Origin of the sequence: Pantoea coffeiphila (assembly GCF_016909495.1) — a bacterium.
GTDB classification, from domain to species: domain Bacteria; phylum Pseudomonadota; class Gammaproteobacteria; order Enterobacterales; family Enterobacteriaceae; genus Erwinia; species Erwinia coffeiphila.
Genome location: NZ_JAFBFW010000007.1, coordinates 105,658 through 120,907, shown reverse-complemented (window position 1 = coordinate 120,907; position 15,250 = coordinate 105,658). Strand labels below are relative to the sequence as shown.

Sequence of the window (15,250 nt, the reverse complement as noted above, 5' to 3'; positions counted from 1 at the left end):
GTTAGGCTGTTGGCAATACGGGAAAACGATGTAAGGAGATTGAATGACTTATTCTCAGAACCAGTCGCTGTCGGTTACCGAAGCGCTGGACAAGCTGGAAGCGCAGTACGATGCCGCCGTCGCCGCCCTGCGCGACGCCATTACCGCCTTTATTGCCGACGGCAGCCTGCCGGACGCCGCAGCCCGCGCCAGCGGGCTGTTTGTTTATCCACAGCTGCGCGTCAGCTGGGACGGCGTGGCCCCCAGCCAGCGTCTGACTCGCGCCTTTGGCCGCTTTACCCGCGCCGGATGCTACAGTACCACCGTCACCCGCCCGGCGCTGGCGCGCCACTATCTGAGCGAGCAGCTGGAACTGCTGAGCAGCGAATACAGCGTCTCCATTGAGGTACTGCCGTCGCAGCAGGAGATCCCCTTCCCTTACGTGATTGACGGCTCCGGCCTGGCGCTGGACCGCAGCATGAGCGCGGGCATTGCCCAGCACTTCCCGACCACCGAACTGTCGCAGATTGGCGATGAAAACGCCGACGGCCTGCTGGCTGTGGGTGAAACCTTCCCGCTGTCGCACTTCGATGCGCTGCGTACCGACTTTTCGCTGGCGCGTCTGCGCCACTACACCGGCACGCCGGTCGAAGATTTCCAGCCCTACGTGCTGTTTACCAACTACACCCGCTACGTCGATGAGTTCGTGCTGTGGGCCTGCGAGCAGATCGCCGATCCCGAATCGCCGTATCAGGCGCTGTCCTGCGCCGGTGGCATCACCATCACCCACGATACGCCGCACCCGGAGCAGACCGTTTCCGATCTGGCGTGGAAGAAGCACCAGATGCCCGCCTGGCATCTGATCGCCAAAAACGGCCAGGGGATCACCCTGGTGAATATCGGCGTTGGCCCGTCGAATGCCAAAACCATCTGCGATCACCTGGCGGTTCTGCGTCCGCACGCCTGGCTGATGATTGGCCACTGCGGCGGGCTGCGCGAAAGCCAGACCATCGGCGACTACGTGCTGGCGCACGCCTATCTGCGCGACGATCACGTGCTGGACGCGGTGCTGCCGCCGGATATCCCGATCCCGAGCATTGCCGAAGTGCAGCGCGCGCTGTACGACGCCACCAAGCTGGTCAGCGGCATGCCGGGCGAAGAGGTCAAGCAGCGGCTGCGTACCGGTACGGTGGTGACCACCGACGATCGCAACTGGGAGCTGCGCTATTCAGCCTCCGCGCTGCGCTTTAACCTCAGCCGCGCGGTGGCGGTGGATATGGAGAGCGCGACCATTGCCGCACAGGGCTATCGCTTCCGCGTGCCGTACGGCACGCTGCTGTGCGTCTCGGATAAGCCGCTGCACGGGGAGATTAAGCTGCCGGGCCAGGCGAACCGCTTCTATGAAGGGGCGATTTCCGAGCATCTGCAAATCGGTATCCGCGCGATCGATCTGCTGCGCGCCGAAGGCGATCGCCTGCACTCACGCAAGTTGCGTACCTTTAACGAACCGCCGTTCCGTTAAGCGTTAGCCGGGCATCCGTCGGGTACGGTTGAAGGCCGGAGAGTGAAACGTGCTCTTCCGCCTTCAACACTTTTACCCGGCTTCCCACATGTTCAGATTCCCTCATCTGAATCCGCCATCCGCCATCCGCCATCCGCCATCCGCCATCCGCCATCCGCCATCCGCCATCCGCCATCCGCCATTCAAGATGGTCCCACGACTTTTCAACGCGCCTACGGTTTTTCCTTCGCGCGCGCGTTACACCTGTAACGGTGCACCTGTTACACCCGTCCACTCTGTCACACCCTTCCACGCCATAGCGGCGTTAATAAGATAATGAATTTTATGATTTTTATTGTTTTATAAATTTCTGGCACGCCTTTCGCATTCTCCAGCGCGAGTACCTGCTCCGGCCCTGCTGACACCACGGCAATGGACAGGTTTAAAGCCAATCTCAGGGGAATAACTATGAAAGCAGCACGTTGGTATCAGGCTCGCGACATTCGTATTGATGATATTGAGGAACCGACGGTTTCCGCAGGGAAGGTAAAAATCAAAGTCGCGTGGACCGGGATCTGCGGCAGCGATCTGCACGAATATCTTGCCGGACCGATTTTTGTGCCGGTAGAAAAGCCGCATAAAATCAGCGGCGATATCGCACCTATCGTGATGGGCCATGAATTTTCGGGTGAAGTGGTGGAAGTGGGCAGCGGCGTTACCAAATTCAAAGCCGGTGACCGCGTGGTGGTTGAGCCGATCCTCTCCTGCCAGGAGTGCGAAGCCTGCCGCGAAGGCAAATACAACCTGTGTGGCGATTTGGGCTTCCACGGCCTGTCCGGCGGCGGCGGCGGTTTCTCCTCCTTCACCGTGGTTGCTGAGCACATGGTTCACCGTATGCCAGACGCCCTTTCCTACGAGCAGGGTGCGCTGGTTGAGCCTGCGGCCGTTGCGCTGCACGCGGTGCGCATGAGCAAGCTGAAAGCCGGTGATAAAGCGGTGGTGTTCGGCGCGGGTCCGATTGGCCTGCTGGTGATCGAAGCGCTGCGCGCTGCCGGTGCGGCAGAGATCTATGTGGTTGAGCTGTCGCCGCAGCGTTCAGAGAAAGCGCGCGAGCTGGGCGCACGTCTGGTTATCGATCCGAGCAAAGAAGATGCGGTTGCGCGTATTCGCGAGCTGACCAACGGCGGCGTGGACGTGTCGTTCGAAGTGACCGGCGTGCCGGTGGTGCTGAAGCAGTGTATCGACAGCACCCGCTACGAAGGCGAAACCATTATTGTGTCTATCTGGGAAGGCGAAGCGTCATTCCATCCGAACAAGGTGGTGCTGGCCGAGCGCAACATTAAGGGCATTATCGCCTACCGTCATATTTTCCCGGCGGTGATGGATCTGATGACTCAGGGTTATTTCCAGGCGGACAAGCTGGTAACCAAGCGTATTGATTTGGCCGATCTGGTTGAGCAAGGTTTTGATGCGCTGGTGAAAGAGAAGCAGCAGGTTAAGATTCTGGTGCGTCCACCGCAGTAAGTTTTTGTTAGTCCACCGTTTGGTGGGTTGAAGAGCTGATAAAGCCACTGTCATTGCGACGGTGGCTTTTTTTATGTGGTAAGGCTGTGGGTGGGGAGGCAGTCTGTGTGGCTGGCGGCCGTGTGGGATTCGCGTTGATATTGCTGGTCGGGAGGCAGTCCGTGTGGCTGGATGCCGGGTGGGATTCGCGGTGAGGCTGCGGTTCGGGAGGCAGTCTGTGCGGCTGGCGGCCGGTCCTCGCGCCACGCGTTGCGTGGTGCCTTCAGCTACAGCATCCGGCCGGTCGGACCGGCGAAGACGGTACTTCCCTGTACCGACTCCGCCTGACGCCAGCGTCCTGCTGGCGTCTCCTGGCCTGCTGCTTTCGCCTCAGCGCTGCGGATTACCCGCCAACCGTACAGACTGCATCCCTTTTGGCACATTGCTCGCTGTATTACGGTACAAACCCGATTCGTTTGCTTGCAACGCTCAATTCGTAACGTTACGTTCAACGATCGTCGGAAATTCTTCGAAGCAGAAAGCACACATATTCCGATCATCTTCTTTCAGCTTTTATCCTCGAACAGGCGACACAGGCATCAAAGCGCAGATCGGCGGGTACCACGATCGGGCAATCCACAGCGCTGAACGCAGTAAGGAAGCCCGGATTCACCCGCACGGACGCGTGGGAAAGCCACAGCCGGGCCAGGACGGCCCGTCTGTGGCGGTCCGACAGGCTGACGCACGAAGTGAAGGCACCGCAACGCGGCGCGAGGACCGCCCGACCGCGGGACCCGCCGGTCTGCGCGATCCCCGCTCCACCAGCGAACCAGCGAACCAGCGAACGATTATTACCCCTATCGCTGCCGCGGAACACCCGCGCGACCAATCGCCGCCAGCAGCGCATCCACCATCTCCTCCCGCAAATACATATCCGCATCCGACAGCATCTGCGCCACACTCACCGTCTTCGACGCCTGATAAAAACGCCCGCTGCCCAGCGCCGCCTCAAACCGATTGGCATACTGATGCGCCTGCGCCAAATCCACATCCACCAGCAGCACCGCATGCGCCAGCACCACATGACAGCGCGGCCCGTCGACGGGCTGATTCGCCACCGACTGCCAGTACTGCGCCGTACCGGCAATCTTACGAGCAGCATCGCCCTCGCCGCAGGCCAGATTGTACCGCCCGTCGCAGAACGACCCCTCCACCGCCTGCCACCCTGTCGGCACACCCAGATCCAGCAGCGCATCGCTCAGCATATCGCAGAGATGTTCGTACACCCCCTCCGCCGCCTCGCCCAGCGTGCGCCACATTGGGTAGGCCAGACTGATATTGATAATGCCCGGCCCCTGCGGCACCAGCCCGCCGCCGGACTTGCGCAAAAACACCGGGCAGCCGGCATCAGCAAACTGCGCCCTCACCTCATCCAACCCGGCGAAGCGCTTATAGCTGCCCGGCACGACCAGCGACGGCGGCGAATGCCACAGCAGCGCCACCGCTTCACCAGCCGCAGCGCGGGCGTACAGCGCGGCCTCGGCCAGCGTGGGATCGGCACAGAACATCAGCCGTGGGGAAAGCAGAGAAAACGAGCCGCCGCAATCGGCGGCCGGGGAAGCATCCTTCATCTGGTACCTTTATTCACTACCCGTATGCTGCTGTAACAGCCGGTTCACCTCCGCCGCTTTCTCCATCTGCGGCATATGCCCGGCCCCGCTAATCCGCTCGACCCGACTGCCCGCTGGGGCATTATCGGCATGGTGCGCCGGGATAATCGCATCGTCTTCACCCCATATCAGCAGCAGCGGCACGCTGCCGTTGAGCTGCTGACCCGGCTGTGAAGACTGCTTCCCGCCCGAGAACAGGCTGTCCTGAAGCTGTTGCAGACAATCGCTGACGCCATCAAGCCGCTTGTATTTAAGCAAATCATCCAGCATCTGGCGACTGACTAATTCCGTATCGGCAAACAGTAATTCCACAACCGGTTTGAGATCGCGCCGCGACTGGGCATCAATAAAGCCTTGAGTGTAGGCCTCATTGACCTCTTCGCCAAAGCCGCCGCTGCCAATCAGCGACAGCGAACGCACGCGCTGCGGCGCATCCAGCGCCAGCTGCGCGGCAATCGCACCGCCGAGCGAATGCCCGACCAGATGTGCGGCAGGCAGGTCCAGCGCCTGCATAAAGTCAGCGACAAACGCCGCCAGATCGCTCAGGCTGCTGCCGGTCAGCCGGGTTTCCGTCTGGCCGTGTGCGGGGAGATCCAGCGCCACCACCGTCGATTCCGGGAAGGCATCGAGGTTGAACAGCCAGTTATTCAGATCGCCGCCAAAGCCGTGAATAAACAGCACCGTATCATCGCCGTCACCCTGGCGGATGTAGCGCACCCGCAGGCCGTTTACCTCAATATAACGGTCGGATGAAACCTGCTCGTCTTCATCATCATCCGTCGCCGGAACCACCCAGCCAGCAATAAACGCGTCGATCTGCGCATCGCTGACCGCCTCCGGTGCCATTACGCCGAGCAGCGCCTTGACCGGCAGCACGTCACCCTCTTCCGCCACTTTGCGCCGTAGAATACCGGCATCGGTGGCCTCGACCGCGTTGGCGATTTTATCGGTTTCCACGTTAAGAATCGGCATGCCGGTGACGATCTCATCGCCCACCTCCACCAGCCATTCGTTAACCGTGCCTTCGCGCATCGACAGCCCCCACTTGGGCATCACCACCGGGGTGATTGTTGTTTCGCTCATCACTGTTTTCCTCTGTAGCCCAGGGTGCGTTTCACCGCTTCAATAATCCGCTCGGCGCTGGGGATGTAGCGATCCTCCAGTGAAGGCGAGAACGGCACCGGGGTATGCGGCGCGCAGACCATCTCGATTGGCGCTTTCAATGCGCTAAATGCCTGCTGGCACACCAGCGCAGAAATATCGGTGGCGATATTGCAGCGCGGATGGGCTTCATCCACCACCACCAGCCGCCCGGTGTTTTCCACCGTTTCAATCACCGTATCGACATCCAGCGGGGACAGCGACCGCAGATCCACCACTTCCACGTCGATGCCCTGCTTCGCCAGCTGCTGCGCCGCATCCAGCGCACGGTGCACCATCAGGCCGTAGGTGATAATCGATACGTCGCTGCCGTCGCGCACGATGCTGGCTTCGCCAAACGGAATGGCATAGGGTTTTTCCGGCACGTCGCCTTCCAGCCCGTACAGGTTTTTATGCTCGCAGAAGATCACCGGATCGTTATCGCGAATGGCCTGAATCAGCATGCCTTTGGTGTCATAGGGCGTGCTCGGGCAGACCACTTTCAGGCCGGGAATATGGGTAAAGATCGGCGTCAGCATCTGCGAGTGCTGGGCGGCAGCGCGGAATCCGGCCCCGACCATTGCGCGGATCACTACCGGGGTTTCGGCCTTGCCGCCGAACATATAGCGGAACTTGGCCGCCTGGTTGAAGATCTGGTCAAAGCAGACGCCCATAAAATCGATAAACATCAGCTCGGCAATAGGACGCATGCCGCAGGCCGCCGCACCCACCGCCGCGCCCACATAGGCCGATTCCGACAGCGGCGTATCCAGCAGCCGGTCGCCGTGCTTGGCATACAACCCCTTGGTTACCCCCAGCACGCCGCCCCAGGCATCTTTTTCGCCGTCGCCGCCCATGCCGCCGACAATATCCTCACCCAGCATAATCACGCTCGGGTCGCGAGCCATTTCCTGATCGATCGCTTCGTTGATCGCCATTTTCATGCTTAATTTACGCGCCATGATAGAACCCTCAGTAGCTTACATAGACATCGGATAACAGGTCGTCGGCATCCGGTTCCGGTGCCGCTTTCGCTTCCTGAACCGCCTGCTCAATCAGCGCGGCCACCTCGCGGTCAACATCGTTAAACGCCGCCGCACTGACCACACCAGCGCCCTCCACCTGCGCGCGAAACAGCTTGAGGCAGTCCTGATTCGCGCGGATAGACTCCAGCTCGTCGCGCCCGCGATAGGTCTGCGCATCACCTTCAAAGTGGCCGTAGAAACGGACCATTTTGCACTCCAGCAGCGCCGGTCCGCCGCCTTCCCGCGCGCGGCGGATCAGCTCTCCGGCGGTTTCATACACCGCAAAGAAATCGGTGCCGTCAACGGTCACACCCGGCAGCCCGAAGCCCGCCGCGCGGTCAACGTAGCTGTCCACCGCCGTGGCATAACTGCGCGAAGTCGCCTCCGCATAACCGTTGTTTTCAATCACGAAGATCACCGGCAGATTCCACACCGCCGCCAGGTTCAGGCTTTCGAGGAAGGTGCCCTGGTTGGCCGCACCGTCTCCGGCGAAGGTGATGCCAATTTCGCCCTTGCCGCGAAACTTCGCCGCCAGCGCCGCGCCGCAGACCAGCGGTGCCCCCGCGCCGAGGATGCCGTTGGCCCCCATCATCCCCTTGCTGAGATCGGCGATGTGCATCGATCCGCCCTTGCCGTTACAGGCACCGCCGGTTTTACCGTAGATCTCCTTCATCATCGCAATGACGTCCACGCCCTTGGCGATGCAATGCCCGTGGCCGCGGTGGGTACTGGCGATGCGATCGCCGTCGCCCAGATGCGAGAGGATGCCAACGGCGGTGGCCTCTTCCCCGGCGTAGAGGTGGACAAAGCCGGGAATGTCGCCGCGCGAGAAGTCGACGTGCAGGCGCTCTTCGAAATCGCGGATGGTGCGCATACGACGATAAACGTTCAGCAGCTGCTCAGCGCTGAGCTGGCTGCCAGGATTGCTTGCTTCTCTGGTGTTCATAGTGTTCTCCAGATGGTCGGGTGGATACGCATCGCGGCCGGTCAGGCACCGTGACGCAGTAATTGAGCCTGGGCGGCGTAGTGCAGGCAGGCATTGATATCGAGCGAGCGGAAGGCGCGCTCGCGCAGGGAGATGATGACGCGCTGCGTCGGGTTGAAGCTGAGTTCGCGCTCACCGTCAACGGCGATCACTCCCTGCCGCAGCAGCGTTGATTGCGGTACGCCGTGCTGCAGGGGCTGCCAGTGGGCGATGTCGACTTCGCTGAGGACACCGGGCGCGACGGGGGCCAGCAGACGGCAGCCGCCGGACCCAAAGGTGATTTGCAGGCCATCATTTTCGCGGCGGCCAACGGGCTGTAACAGGCCGCCGATGGCCGACAGCCCCACTGCCTGCGGTTCGGCGAAGCTGAGAAACAGCTGGGAGAGGGCGCCGGTACTCCATATCGATCGCGCACCGATAAACTGTTCGCCGGTAATGGCGGCATCGACCAGCGCGATATCGCGGCGCAGGGTTCCATCGGCTTCGGTAATAACGATGTCCAGCCATTTGTTCCACACCAGCGCTTTTTCTACCGGGATGCGGCCGCTGGCGTAGAGCCCGAGCGCCAGGCCGAGTACCGTCGGTTCGCGCATTTCCGGCCAGGCGTTATTGGTGCCGGTTGAGAGGCCGACGATGGGCACTTCGCCGCAGTGGCGGGCCACGGCGCGATGGGTGCCGTCACCGCCGAGCACGACGATGGCGGCTGCGCCCGCCTGCTGCATCCATTTCGCCGCTTCGAAGGTGTCCTGCACGGTGGCGGTGACCGTGCCGGGCAGCCAGTCCAGCTGCGGCAGTCGCCAGTCCGGGCGCTGGGCCAGATCACGCAGCAGCAGTGCCCGCAGTCCTTCACGGTCCGGCATCATGCGGACTTCGCCGATGCCGCAGGCGGCCAGCGAGGCCATCAGGCGTAGGAGCAGGTTGACGCGTTCGGCCAGCGGCAGCGTGCCGGCATGGCCGACGACACGGCGGATGTCGCGGGCGGATACCGGGTTAGCGATGATGCCGACCCAGGGGCGTGGCGCGTGGCTGTGTATCATTTGCGTATCTCCGTAATCAACTGGCAGAGATAACGCAAGGGTTGTGCCATATATGTAAAATAAAAGTTAAAACATTGTGATTCAGGTGGTTATTAATACGGTGAAGGCGATCGCGGCCTGGGGAGTGTTACAGCTGTCACCTGTTCGGTATGTGGTTGAGTGGACAGGTGTAAAGTGATGGGATTTGTCGCGGTGGGAACAGTGACTGGTTCCCAGCCCTGGCTGTGCTCCATTCTGGATTCTTTCGTCGCTTTTAAAGGGCCATTGAGCAGGCTGGCTTTGCTGTCTGGCAATTTGAGTGCTGAACAAAAAAAAGGAAGCCAGAGTACGAACGTAAGAAGCAGACGCAAACTTAGGTTGGCACAGCATTGGCTGGCATCCGATATCGCAAATCAATAGCAGGGATATCTTTTACCTGAACACGGCTCTGCAATCACGGCGCTGACGGGGGCTGCCACGACTGGCAATCCACAGCGCTGAACGAAGAGAGGAAGCCAGGATAAGCCCGCAGGACGCGGGCGCAAGGCTCGGTCGGCACACGGATGTGCCGTCTGAGCCGCTCCGACAGGCTGACGAACGCAGTGAGGGCACTACGCCACGCGTGGCGCGAGGACCCGCCAGTCGTGGCAGCCCCCGTCAGCGCAGTCACTAAGTCACCAAGTCACCAAGTCACCAAGTCACCAAGAATGATCTCACCCCTCATTCACCGGCGACTGAATCCCAAACCGCTGCATCCGGCGATAAAGCGTCATACGACTGATCCCCATCTGCCGCGCCACCGCACTATGATTCCAGCGCGCCGCACGCAAATACTGCACCAGCAACTGCGCTTCAGGCGGCAAAGCCGCATCGGCAAAAGCGGCCTGCGTCGGTGCTAACGGCACAACGGCAGAATGCGACAAAGATGCAATATCGATATCACCAGAAGATTGAGGCAACCCCGCCGCCACCTGTGATGATGCAACAGCGGCTGTCAGCCCATCCGGCAAATCCCCGACCTCAATACGACCGCCGTCGCACACCGCTGCGGCATAATCCAGCGCATTATTCAGCTCGCGTAAATTGCCGGGCCAGCTATGCGAATGCAGACGGCGACGTGCAGCCGCGCTCATCTCTACCCTGCCCGCCAGCAGCTTATCAATCAGCCAGTCGAGATCGCTACGCTGGCGCAGCGGCGGCAGCGTGATGCGCGCCCCCTGCAAACGGTAAAACAGATCGGTACGGAAACGCCCCTCGGCCACCAGCCGATCCAGCGCGTGATGCGAAGCCGAAATCACCCGCACATCCACCGGCACCGGCCGGGTTGCGCCCACCGGCAGCACCTCCTGCTCGGCCAGCACCCGCAGCAGGCGGGTCTGCATCTCCAGTGGCATATCACCGATTTCATCCAGGAACAGCGTACCGCCGTCGGCCTCCTGAATCAGACCGCGCCGCCCCTTACTGCCCGCGCCGGAGAAGCTGCCAGGCAGATGACCAAACAGTTCGCTTTCAATCAGCGTTGGCGGAATAGCCGCACAGTTCACCGCCACAAACGGCCGCTCGCGGCGGTCGCTGGCCTGATGAAACGCGCGGGCGAAGTACTCTTTGCCGCTGCCGGTTTCCCCGTGGATCACCAGATGCAATGAGGCCTGTAGCAACCGCGAGGCGCGCTGTAACTGCTGTTGCAGCACGGCATCACCGCCGTTGAGAGCCGCCAGCGGCGCGGGTATCGCATCCGGGTTGCTCGGGCGGCGCGGCGGGCAGCGGGTGGGCTGCACGGCGGTGACAAACAGCTTTTCTCCGCTGCGCGCGCGTTCCAGCGTGCCCTGCCGCCCGTTGGCGCTGGCCAACCAGTCCGGCAGGCTGTCAATCGAGGTATTAAACAGCTGCTCGATCGGCATCCCCAGCAGCGTACTTTTGCTGTGCGGCGGCGGTGCGCCTATTCCCAGCTCTTTTTCCAGCATGCGTTGGGCACGATGGTTATGCCCTACCACGTTTCCACCAGCATCGAACGCAATCAGGAAATCCGGGCTGACCTCGACAAACGGCGACGCCGGGCTGAGCTTCAGCACCCAGTCGTTGCGGTGGCGATGTTCAAACCAGGCATTCTCGATCTGATGGGCGTAAAGCTTGGCGATTTGCAGTGCCAGCTGCTGGCTGGATTTAGGCTGCGGCGAACTAAGCGCCGAAATATCGAGGATCGCGTTCAGTTGCCCCTGCGGATCGAACAGCGGTACGGCGGTGCAGGTCAGCGGAATATGGGTGGCATCAAAATGGTCAGCCTGATGAACGGTCAGCGCCTTGCCGGTCGCCAGCGCGGTGCCGACGGCGCAGGTTCCGGCGCAGGCTTCGGTCCACTGCGCGCCGAGAAACAGCCCCGCCCGCCGCAGGCTGATTTCCGTATCGGCATCGCCCAGATAATCGACGGTAACGCCGCGCGCGTCGGTCAGCAGCAGCACGTATCCCGCAGCGGCAATCTGCTTATACAGCACCGTCAGGCCGTGGTGGGCAATATGGCGAAACTCTTCCATCTCCTGACGGTACTCCCGCAGCTCGTGCCACGGAAGAATACGGGCCTCCTGCATACGGCTGGGATCGAGCCCGTGATGTTCCACGCAGCGCTGCCAGGAGTCGCGAATCGCTCTGTCGTGCGGCCTGGCGGGCAGTAAAGAGGCGCTGTTGCTGATACTGGCCATCACCGTGGCAATATGTTCGCGCTGGCTCTGATTCACGGATGTTTCTCCTGTAGCGGCACAGACGGCCGGGGATAACCGCTGCTGAAGCGACCGATATCATACACTGAATTGCGACGGCGATGCAGGCCCGGGGGCGGGCCAACCGTCACGGATAAGCAGTGATTTTTTATCAGATTAATGCCCGGGGAGAGTTTTTCACCGCATCAGGCGGCAATCTGTGATCGGCCGCAAAACGCGGCCGATTTATTTGCTCAAAAAGAGAGCTGATACGGGTTCTGTGCCGTCTTCAGGGCTGCTGACCGGAGAGACAGGCGCGCTGGCGATCGTCGGTAAACAGCGTCCAGTTAACCTGACTTGCGCCGATAACGAAAATCGCCGTCGCCAGGGTGTTTTCTTCATCCGGATCTGCCGGGTCCAGCCGCAGGATCGGCAGGTCAGCGTGCTGGTTGTCATTGAGGATGGTCAGGGCCTGGGCCGGGTTTAACGGCTGCTCTTCGCTATCTGTCAGCCACTGCTGCAGGCGCTGCTGTCGGCTGGCGGAGCTGCCGGTGATGGTTTGCGCCACCGCTGACATTTCCGGGTGGATCAGATGGTTCGCATGGCCGTAGCGACGAGGGTTAATCTGCACATGCTGCGCCGTGCCGGTGGCTTCTACGCTGACAATGCGCGCATCGCCGCACTGCGCCAGACTGTGATGGAACGCCCCGCCGCGCGGCTGCGAAGTAAGGATCGTGACCGCTTCATCGATCGTGGCCGCATCCAGCGCCGCACGCGCCAGAATCTGCCGTGGCAACCCCGCCGGGCGTTCCGATGCGCGAATATTGTTTACCGTATTGACCAGCCCGCGCTCGTTAACCGCCACGGTGTGGCCGCAGATTGAACCGGGATAGAAAAAGCTGGTAAACGCCAGCCCCTGTTCGGGCCTAACGGTGACGATGCCGCAGTGTTCACGCAGCTGCGGGAAACCGTCTTCGTTGTGGGCAATCAACGCTTCGCCCGCGTCGGTAAAACCGGTTACGGTGGTGCAGCCGTCGGAGGTTGACGGCAGCAGGTCGCCGCGACAGTTCCAGGCAAACACCTCATCTAAGGGTGCCTGCAATCCGTCCGCCAGGCCGCGGAGTTCCTGCCACAGCAGAGGAAAATGCTGCTGCACCTGCTGCTGCATGGCCTGCAGCCGATCGCTATTTTTCAGCGCGGTGGTGTGGCTCCACAGCGCGGTAGCACGCACTTCGCGCAGGTAAGCATCGCTGCCCAGTTCGCCAAGCTGATAGCCGATCTGATAGTTGTCGCCGCTAAGGGTGATATGTTTCATGCCGTTTTCTTTTATTGAGTGATACGTCAATCTACTGAATTCGGCTGAGCATACCAACCGCACTCGCAATAAAAAAGCCGCTGTCTGCAACACAGACAGCGGCTCGGGGGGCCTTACAGCAGTACTTATGCTTCAGGCCTGCTGCTTACCAGCGATAATCAACCGAGGCGATAATCGTACGACCCACGCCGTAGAAGCAGGCATCTTCGCCGCTGCAGGAGGAAACGTATTTCTTATCGCTCAGGTTCTGTACGTTCACCTGTAAAGTGGTGCCGCGCAGGGATGACGTGGCCTGGCCGAGGTCATATTTGACCATTGCATCGTACAGCGTGTAATGCGGGACATAGTACTCACCGATGGCATCGCCCGGCGCGGTGCCGATGTAGCGTACGCCGGTGCCGACGGACAGACCGTTTAGCACGCCATGCTGGAAGCTGTAGGTGCCCCAGGCAGACGCAGCGTGGCGCGGGATAGCCGCCGGGCTGTGGCCGATTTCAGCGGCGGTTGGCGAATCTTTGGTTTCCACGTCCGTATAGGAGTAAGCCGCAGTCAGCGCGATTTCCGGGGTTGGCTGTGCGTGAACTTCCGCTTCCACGCCCTGAGATTTCACTTTACCGATCTGATCGTAGAAGAAGGTGGTGCGGTTAAACGAGGCCACATTCTTCTGGGTGATATCGAACCAGGAAAGCGTCAGCAGGGTGTTGCTGTCCGGGATCTGATACTTCACGCCCACTTCGGTCTGTTTGCCGGTGGTTGGCTTCATCGCCGGGCTGCCCGGTTCGCCCTGATACAGCGTCGGTTCAAACGAGGTGCTGTAGCTGACGTACGGTGAAATACCATTGTCGAAGGCGTACAGCAGGCCCGCGCGCCCGGTGAACTGATTGTCGTTGTAGCTGACTTCAGACCCGCCGGAGGTGTTGTCGCGGGTATTCACCTGCGACCAGTCGTGACGGCCGGAAAGCAGCAGGTTCCAGTCGTTCCACTCCAGCTGGTCCTGTACGTAAACGCCCACCTGGTTCAGGGTTTTCTGATCGCTGGAGACCAGCGACAGCTTGCTGGTATCAATATCGGTATGGCTCGGGTTCGCCCAGTCGATCGGGTAGTCGCTGTTGCGGTCGCGGTACATCTTCGAATTGATATGGCTGTAGCGGTAGTCCAGCCCGCCCAGTACGGTATGTTTCACCGCACCGGTATCGAATACGCCTTTCAGCTGGTTATCCACGCCGAATTCGTTGGTCAACTGCGATTCGTGCTGCGCCATGCGGGTCAGCGTATGGTCGTTGGTCGGGGCGACGACGTTGTACACCAGATACTTGTAATCTTCATCGCGGTGAGTGAAGCGCAGGTTCTGGGTGAACGACACGGCATCGTTGAAGTTATGGTCGAGGTTATAGCCGATGGAGGCCTGTTCGCGCTTCGACTTATCGTAGTTCGATTCGCTGACGTTGAAGTCGTAAGGCACGTAACCGACGCTGGTGGAGTACAGCGTACCCGCGCGCGGCAGGAAGTTACGCGAACCGGCTTTTGGATCGTTCTGGTAGCTGGTTAACAGCGTGAAGCTGGTGTCTTCGTTTGGCAACCAGGTCAGCGCCGGGGCAATGGCCACGCGCTCCTGCTTGTTGTCCTTCACGAATTCGTGTTTGGTGCTGCCGATGCCGTTCAGACGATAGAACAGCGTGTTGTCGTCGTTCAGCTTGCCGCCGAAGTCAAACGCCGCTTCCGCCAGGTGGCGGTTACCGCTGCTCAACTTAACTTCGCGGATCTCCTGCGCGGTCGGGCGCTTGCTGGTCATCACCACCACGCCGCCGGGGCTGACCTGGCCGTACAGCACGCCTGCCGGTCCGTGAACCATCTCCACGCGCTCCAGCAGCCACGGGTCAAACTGCCCCGCTCCGCCGTTCTGGCTGGAAAGCCCGAAGTGCAGACCGTCCAGCAGCTTCGGCGCGTAGCGGAAGCCACGGCTGATCACTTCGTCATTCCGGTTGGAGTTACCGCGGTAGGTGGTTACCACACCGCTGGTGTAGGCCAACGCATCAGCAACCGAGGCCGGTTCCTGCTGGTCCATCTGATCGCGGGTGACGACTGAGATTGACTGCGGAGTTTTGCGCAGCGGGGTATCGGTTTTGGTTCCGGCGGTGCTCTCTTTTGCCACCACGCCTTTCAGCGGCGCGGTTACGCTCTCCTGAGCCTGGGCCGTAACGGTCAGCGTATTTTCCGTGACGGTCGCGGAGTGAGCCATCGGCACCACCAGCAGGCTGGAGGCGAGTAAAAGACGCATTGTGTGTTTATCGGAACGTACTGCAAAGCCTGGTCTTGCTTGTTTTTTTACGGTACTGAACATATCTCTTCATCCATTCAGGAACTGCTTGCCAAAAAAACACCAGTCCGGCCGGGAACTTATCGTTAAAAAAAACATCCCGACC

11 protein-coding genes are annotated in these 15,250 nt (G+C 60.7%); 2 read left to right on the top strand and 9 right to left on the bottom strand.

Going from position 1 to position 15,250, the window contains the following annotated elements:
- Positions 1-43: 43 nt before the first annotated feature.
- Positions 44-1,501 carry an AMP nucleosidase gene (locus JOE09_RS21350; protein WP_200559795.1) on the top strand — a complete coding sequence of 486 codons (1,458 nt, stop codon included), beginning with the start codon at positions 44-46 and terminating at the stop codon, positions 1,499-1,501.
- Here JOE09_RS21350 and JOE09_RS21345 read toward each other — a convergent pair.
- Positions 1,479-1,676 (bottom strand): hypothetical protein, encoded by a 198-nt coding sequence (locus JOE09_RS21345; RefSeq protein WP_205067224.1) that lies wholly within the window; start codon positions 1,674-1,676, stop codon positions 1,479-1,481. The genes JOE09_RS21350 and JOE09_RS21345 overlap by 23 nt on opposite strands.
- Before the next feature lie 272 nt (positions 1,677-1,948).
- Between JOE09_RS21345 and JOE09_RS21340 the strand changes: the two genes are divergently transcribed.
- Entirely contained in the window at positions 1,949-3,004 is a 1,056-nt protein-coding gene (locus JOE09_RS21340; protein ID WP_200544325.1) for a 2,3-butanediol dehydrogenase, read from the top strand.
- 836 nt (positions 3,005-3,840) lie between these two features.
- On the opposite strand, the gene JOE09_RS21335 is transcribed toward JOE09_RS21340, so the two are convergent.
- From JOE09_RS21335 to JOE09_RS21300, 8 genes are all read right to left on the bottom strand, one after another.
- Positions 3,841-4,614, bottom strand: a complete 774-nt coding sequence (locus JOE09_RS21335) for a lipoyl protein ligase domain-containing protein (protein ID WP_205067223.1) — start codon at positions 4,612-4,614, stop codon at positions 3,841-3,843.
- A 9-nt stretch (positions 4,615-4,623) separates the two neighbouring features.
- A complete protein-coding gene (locus JOE09_RS21330; protein ID WP_205067222.1) occupies positions 4,624-5,736 on the bottom strand; it encodes an acetoin dehydrogenase dihydrolipoyllysine-residue acetyltransferase subunit in 1,113 nt (370 codons plus the stop codon).
- Positions 5,736-6,755 (bottom strand): alpha-ketoacid dehydrogenase subunit beta, encoded by a 1,020-nt coding sequence (locus JOE09_RS21325; RefSeq protein WP_205067221.1) that lies wholly within the window; start codon positions 6,753-6,755, stop codon positions 5,736-5,738. The genes JOE09_RS21330 and JOE09_RS21325 overlap by 1 nt, the downstream gene beginning before the upstream one ends.
- A gap of 10 nt (positions 6,756-6,765) precedes the next feature.
- The gene (locus JOE09_RS21320) at positions 6,766-7,764 is read right to left on the bottom strand and encodes a thiamine pyrophosphate-dependent dehydrogenase E1 component subunit alpha (RefSeq protein ID WP_205067220.1); all 999 of its coding nucleotides are present in this window, start codon (positions 7,762-7,764) and stop codon (positions 6,766-6,768) included.
- Positions 7,765-7,805: 41 nt separating this feature from the next.
- Positions 7,806-8,840 carry an ATP-NAD kinase family protein gene (locus JOE09_RS21315; RefSeq protein WP_205067219.1) on the bottom strand — a complete coding sequence of 345 codons (1,035 nt, stop codon included), beginning with the start codon at positions 8,838-8,840 and terminating at the stop codon, positions 7,806-7,808.
- 692 nt (positions 8,841-9,532) lie between these two features.
- Positions 9,533-11,551, bottom strand: a complete 2,019-nt coding sequence (locus JOE09_RS21310; protein ID WP_205067218.1) for a sigma 54-interacting transcriptional regulator — start codon at positions 11,549-11,551, stop codon at positions 9,533-9,535.
- Positions 11,552-11,801: 250 nt separating this feature from the next.
- Positions 11,802-12,827, bottom strand: a complete 1,026-nt coding sequence (locus JOE09_RS21305) for a C45 family autoproteolytic acyltransferase/hydrolase (RefSeq protein WP_205067217.1) — start codon at positions 12,825-12,827, stop codon at positions 11,802-11,804.
- 145 nt (positions 12,828-12,972) lie between these two features.
- Positions 12,973-15,168: a TonB-dependent siderophore receptor gene (locus JOE09_RS21300; RefSeq protein ID WP_205067216.1), complete on the bottom strand. Its 2,196-nt coding sequence runs from the start codon at positions 15,166-15,168 to the stop codon at positions 12,973-12,975.
- Positions 15,169-15,250 lie beyond the last annotated feature (82 nt).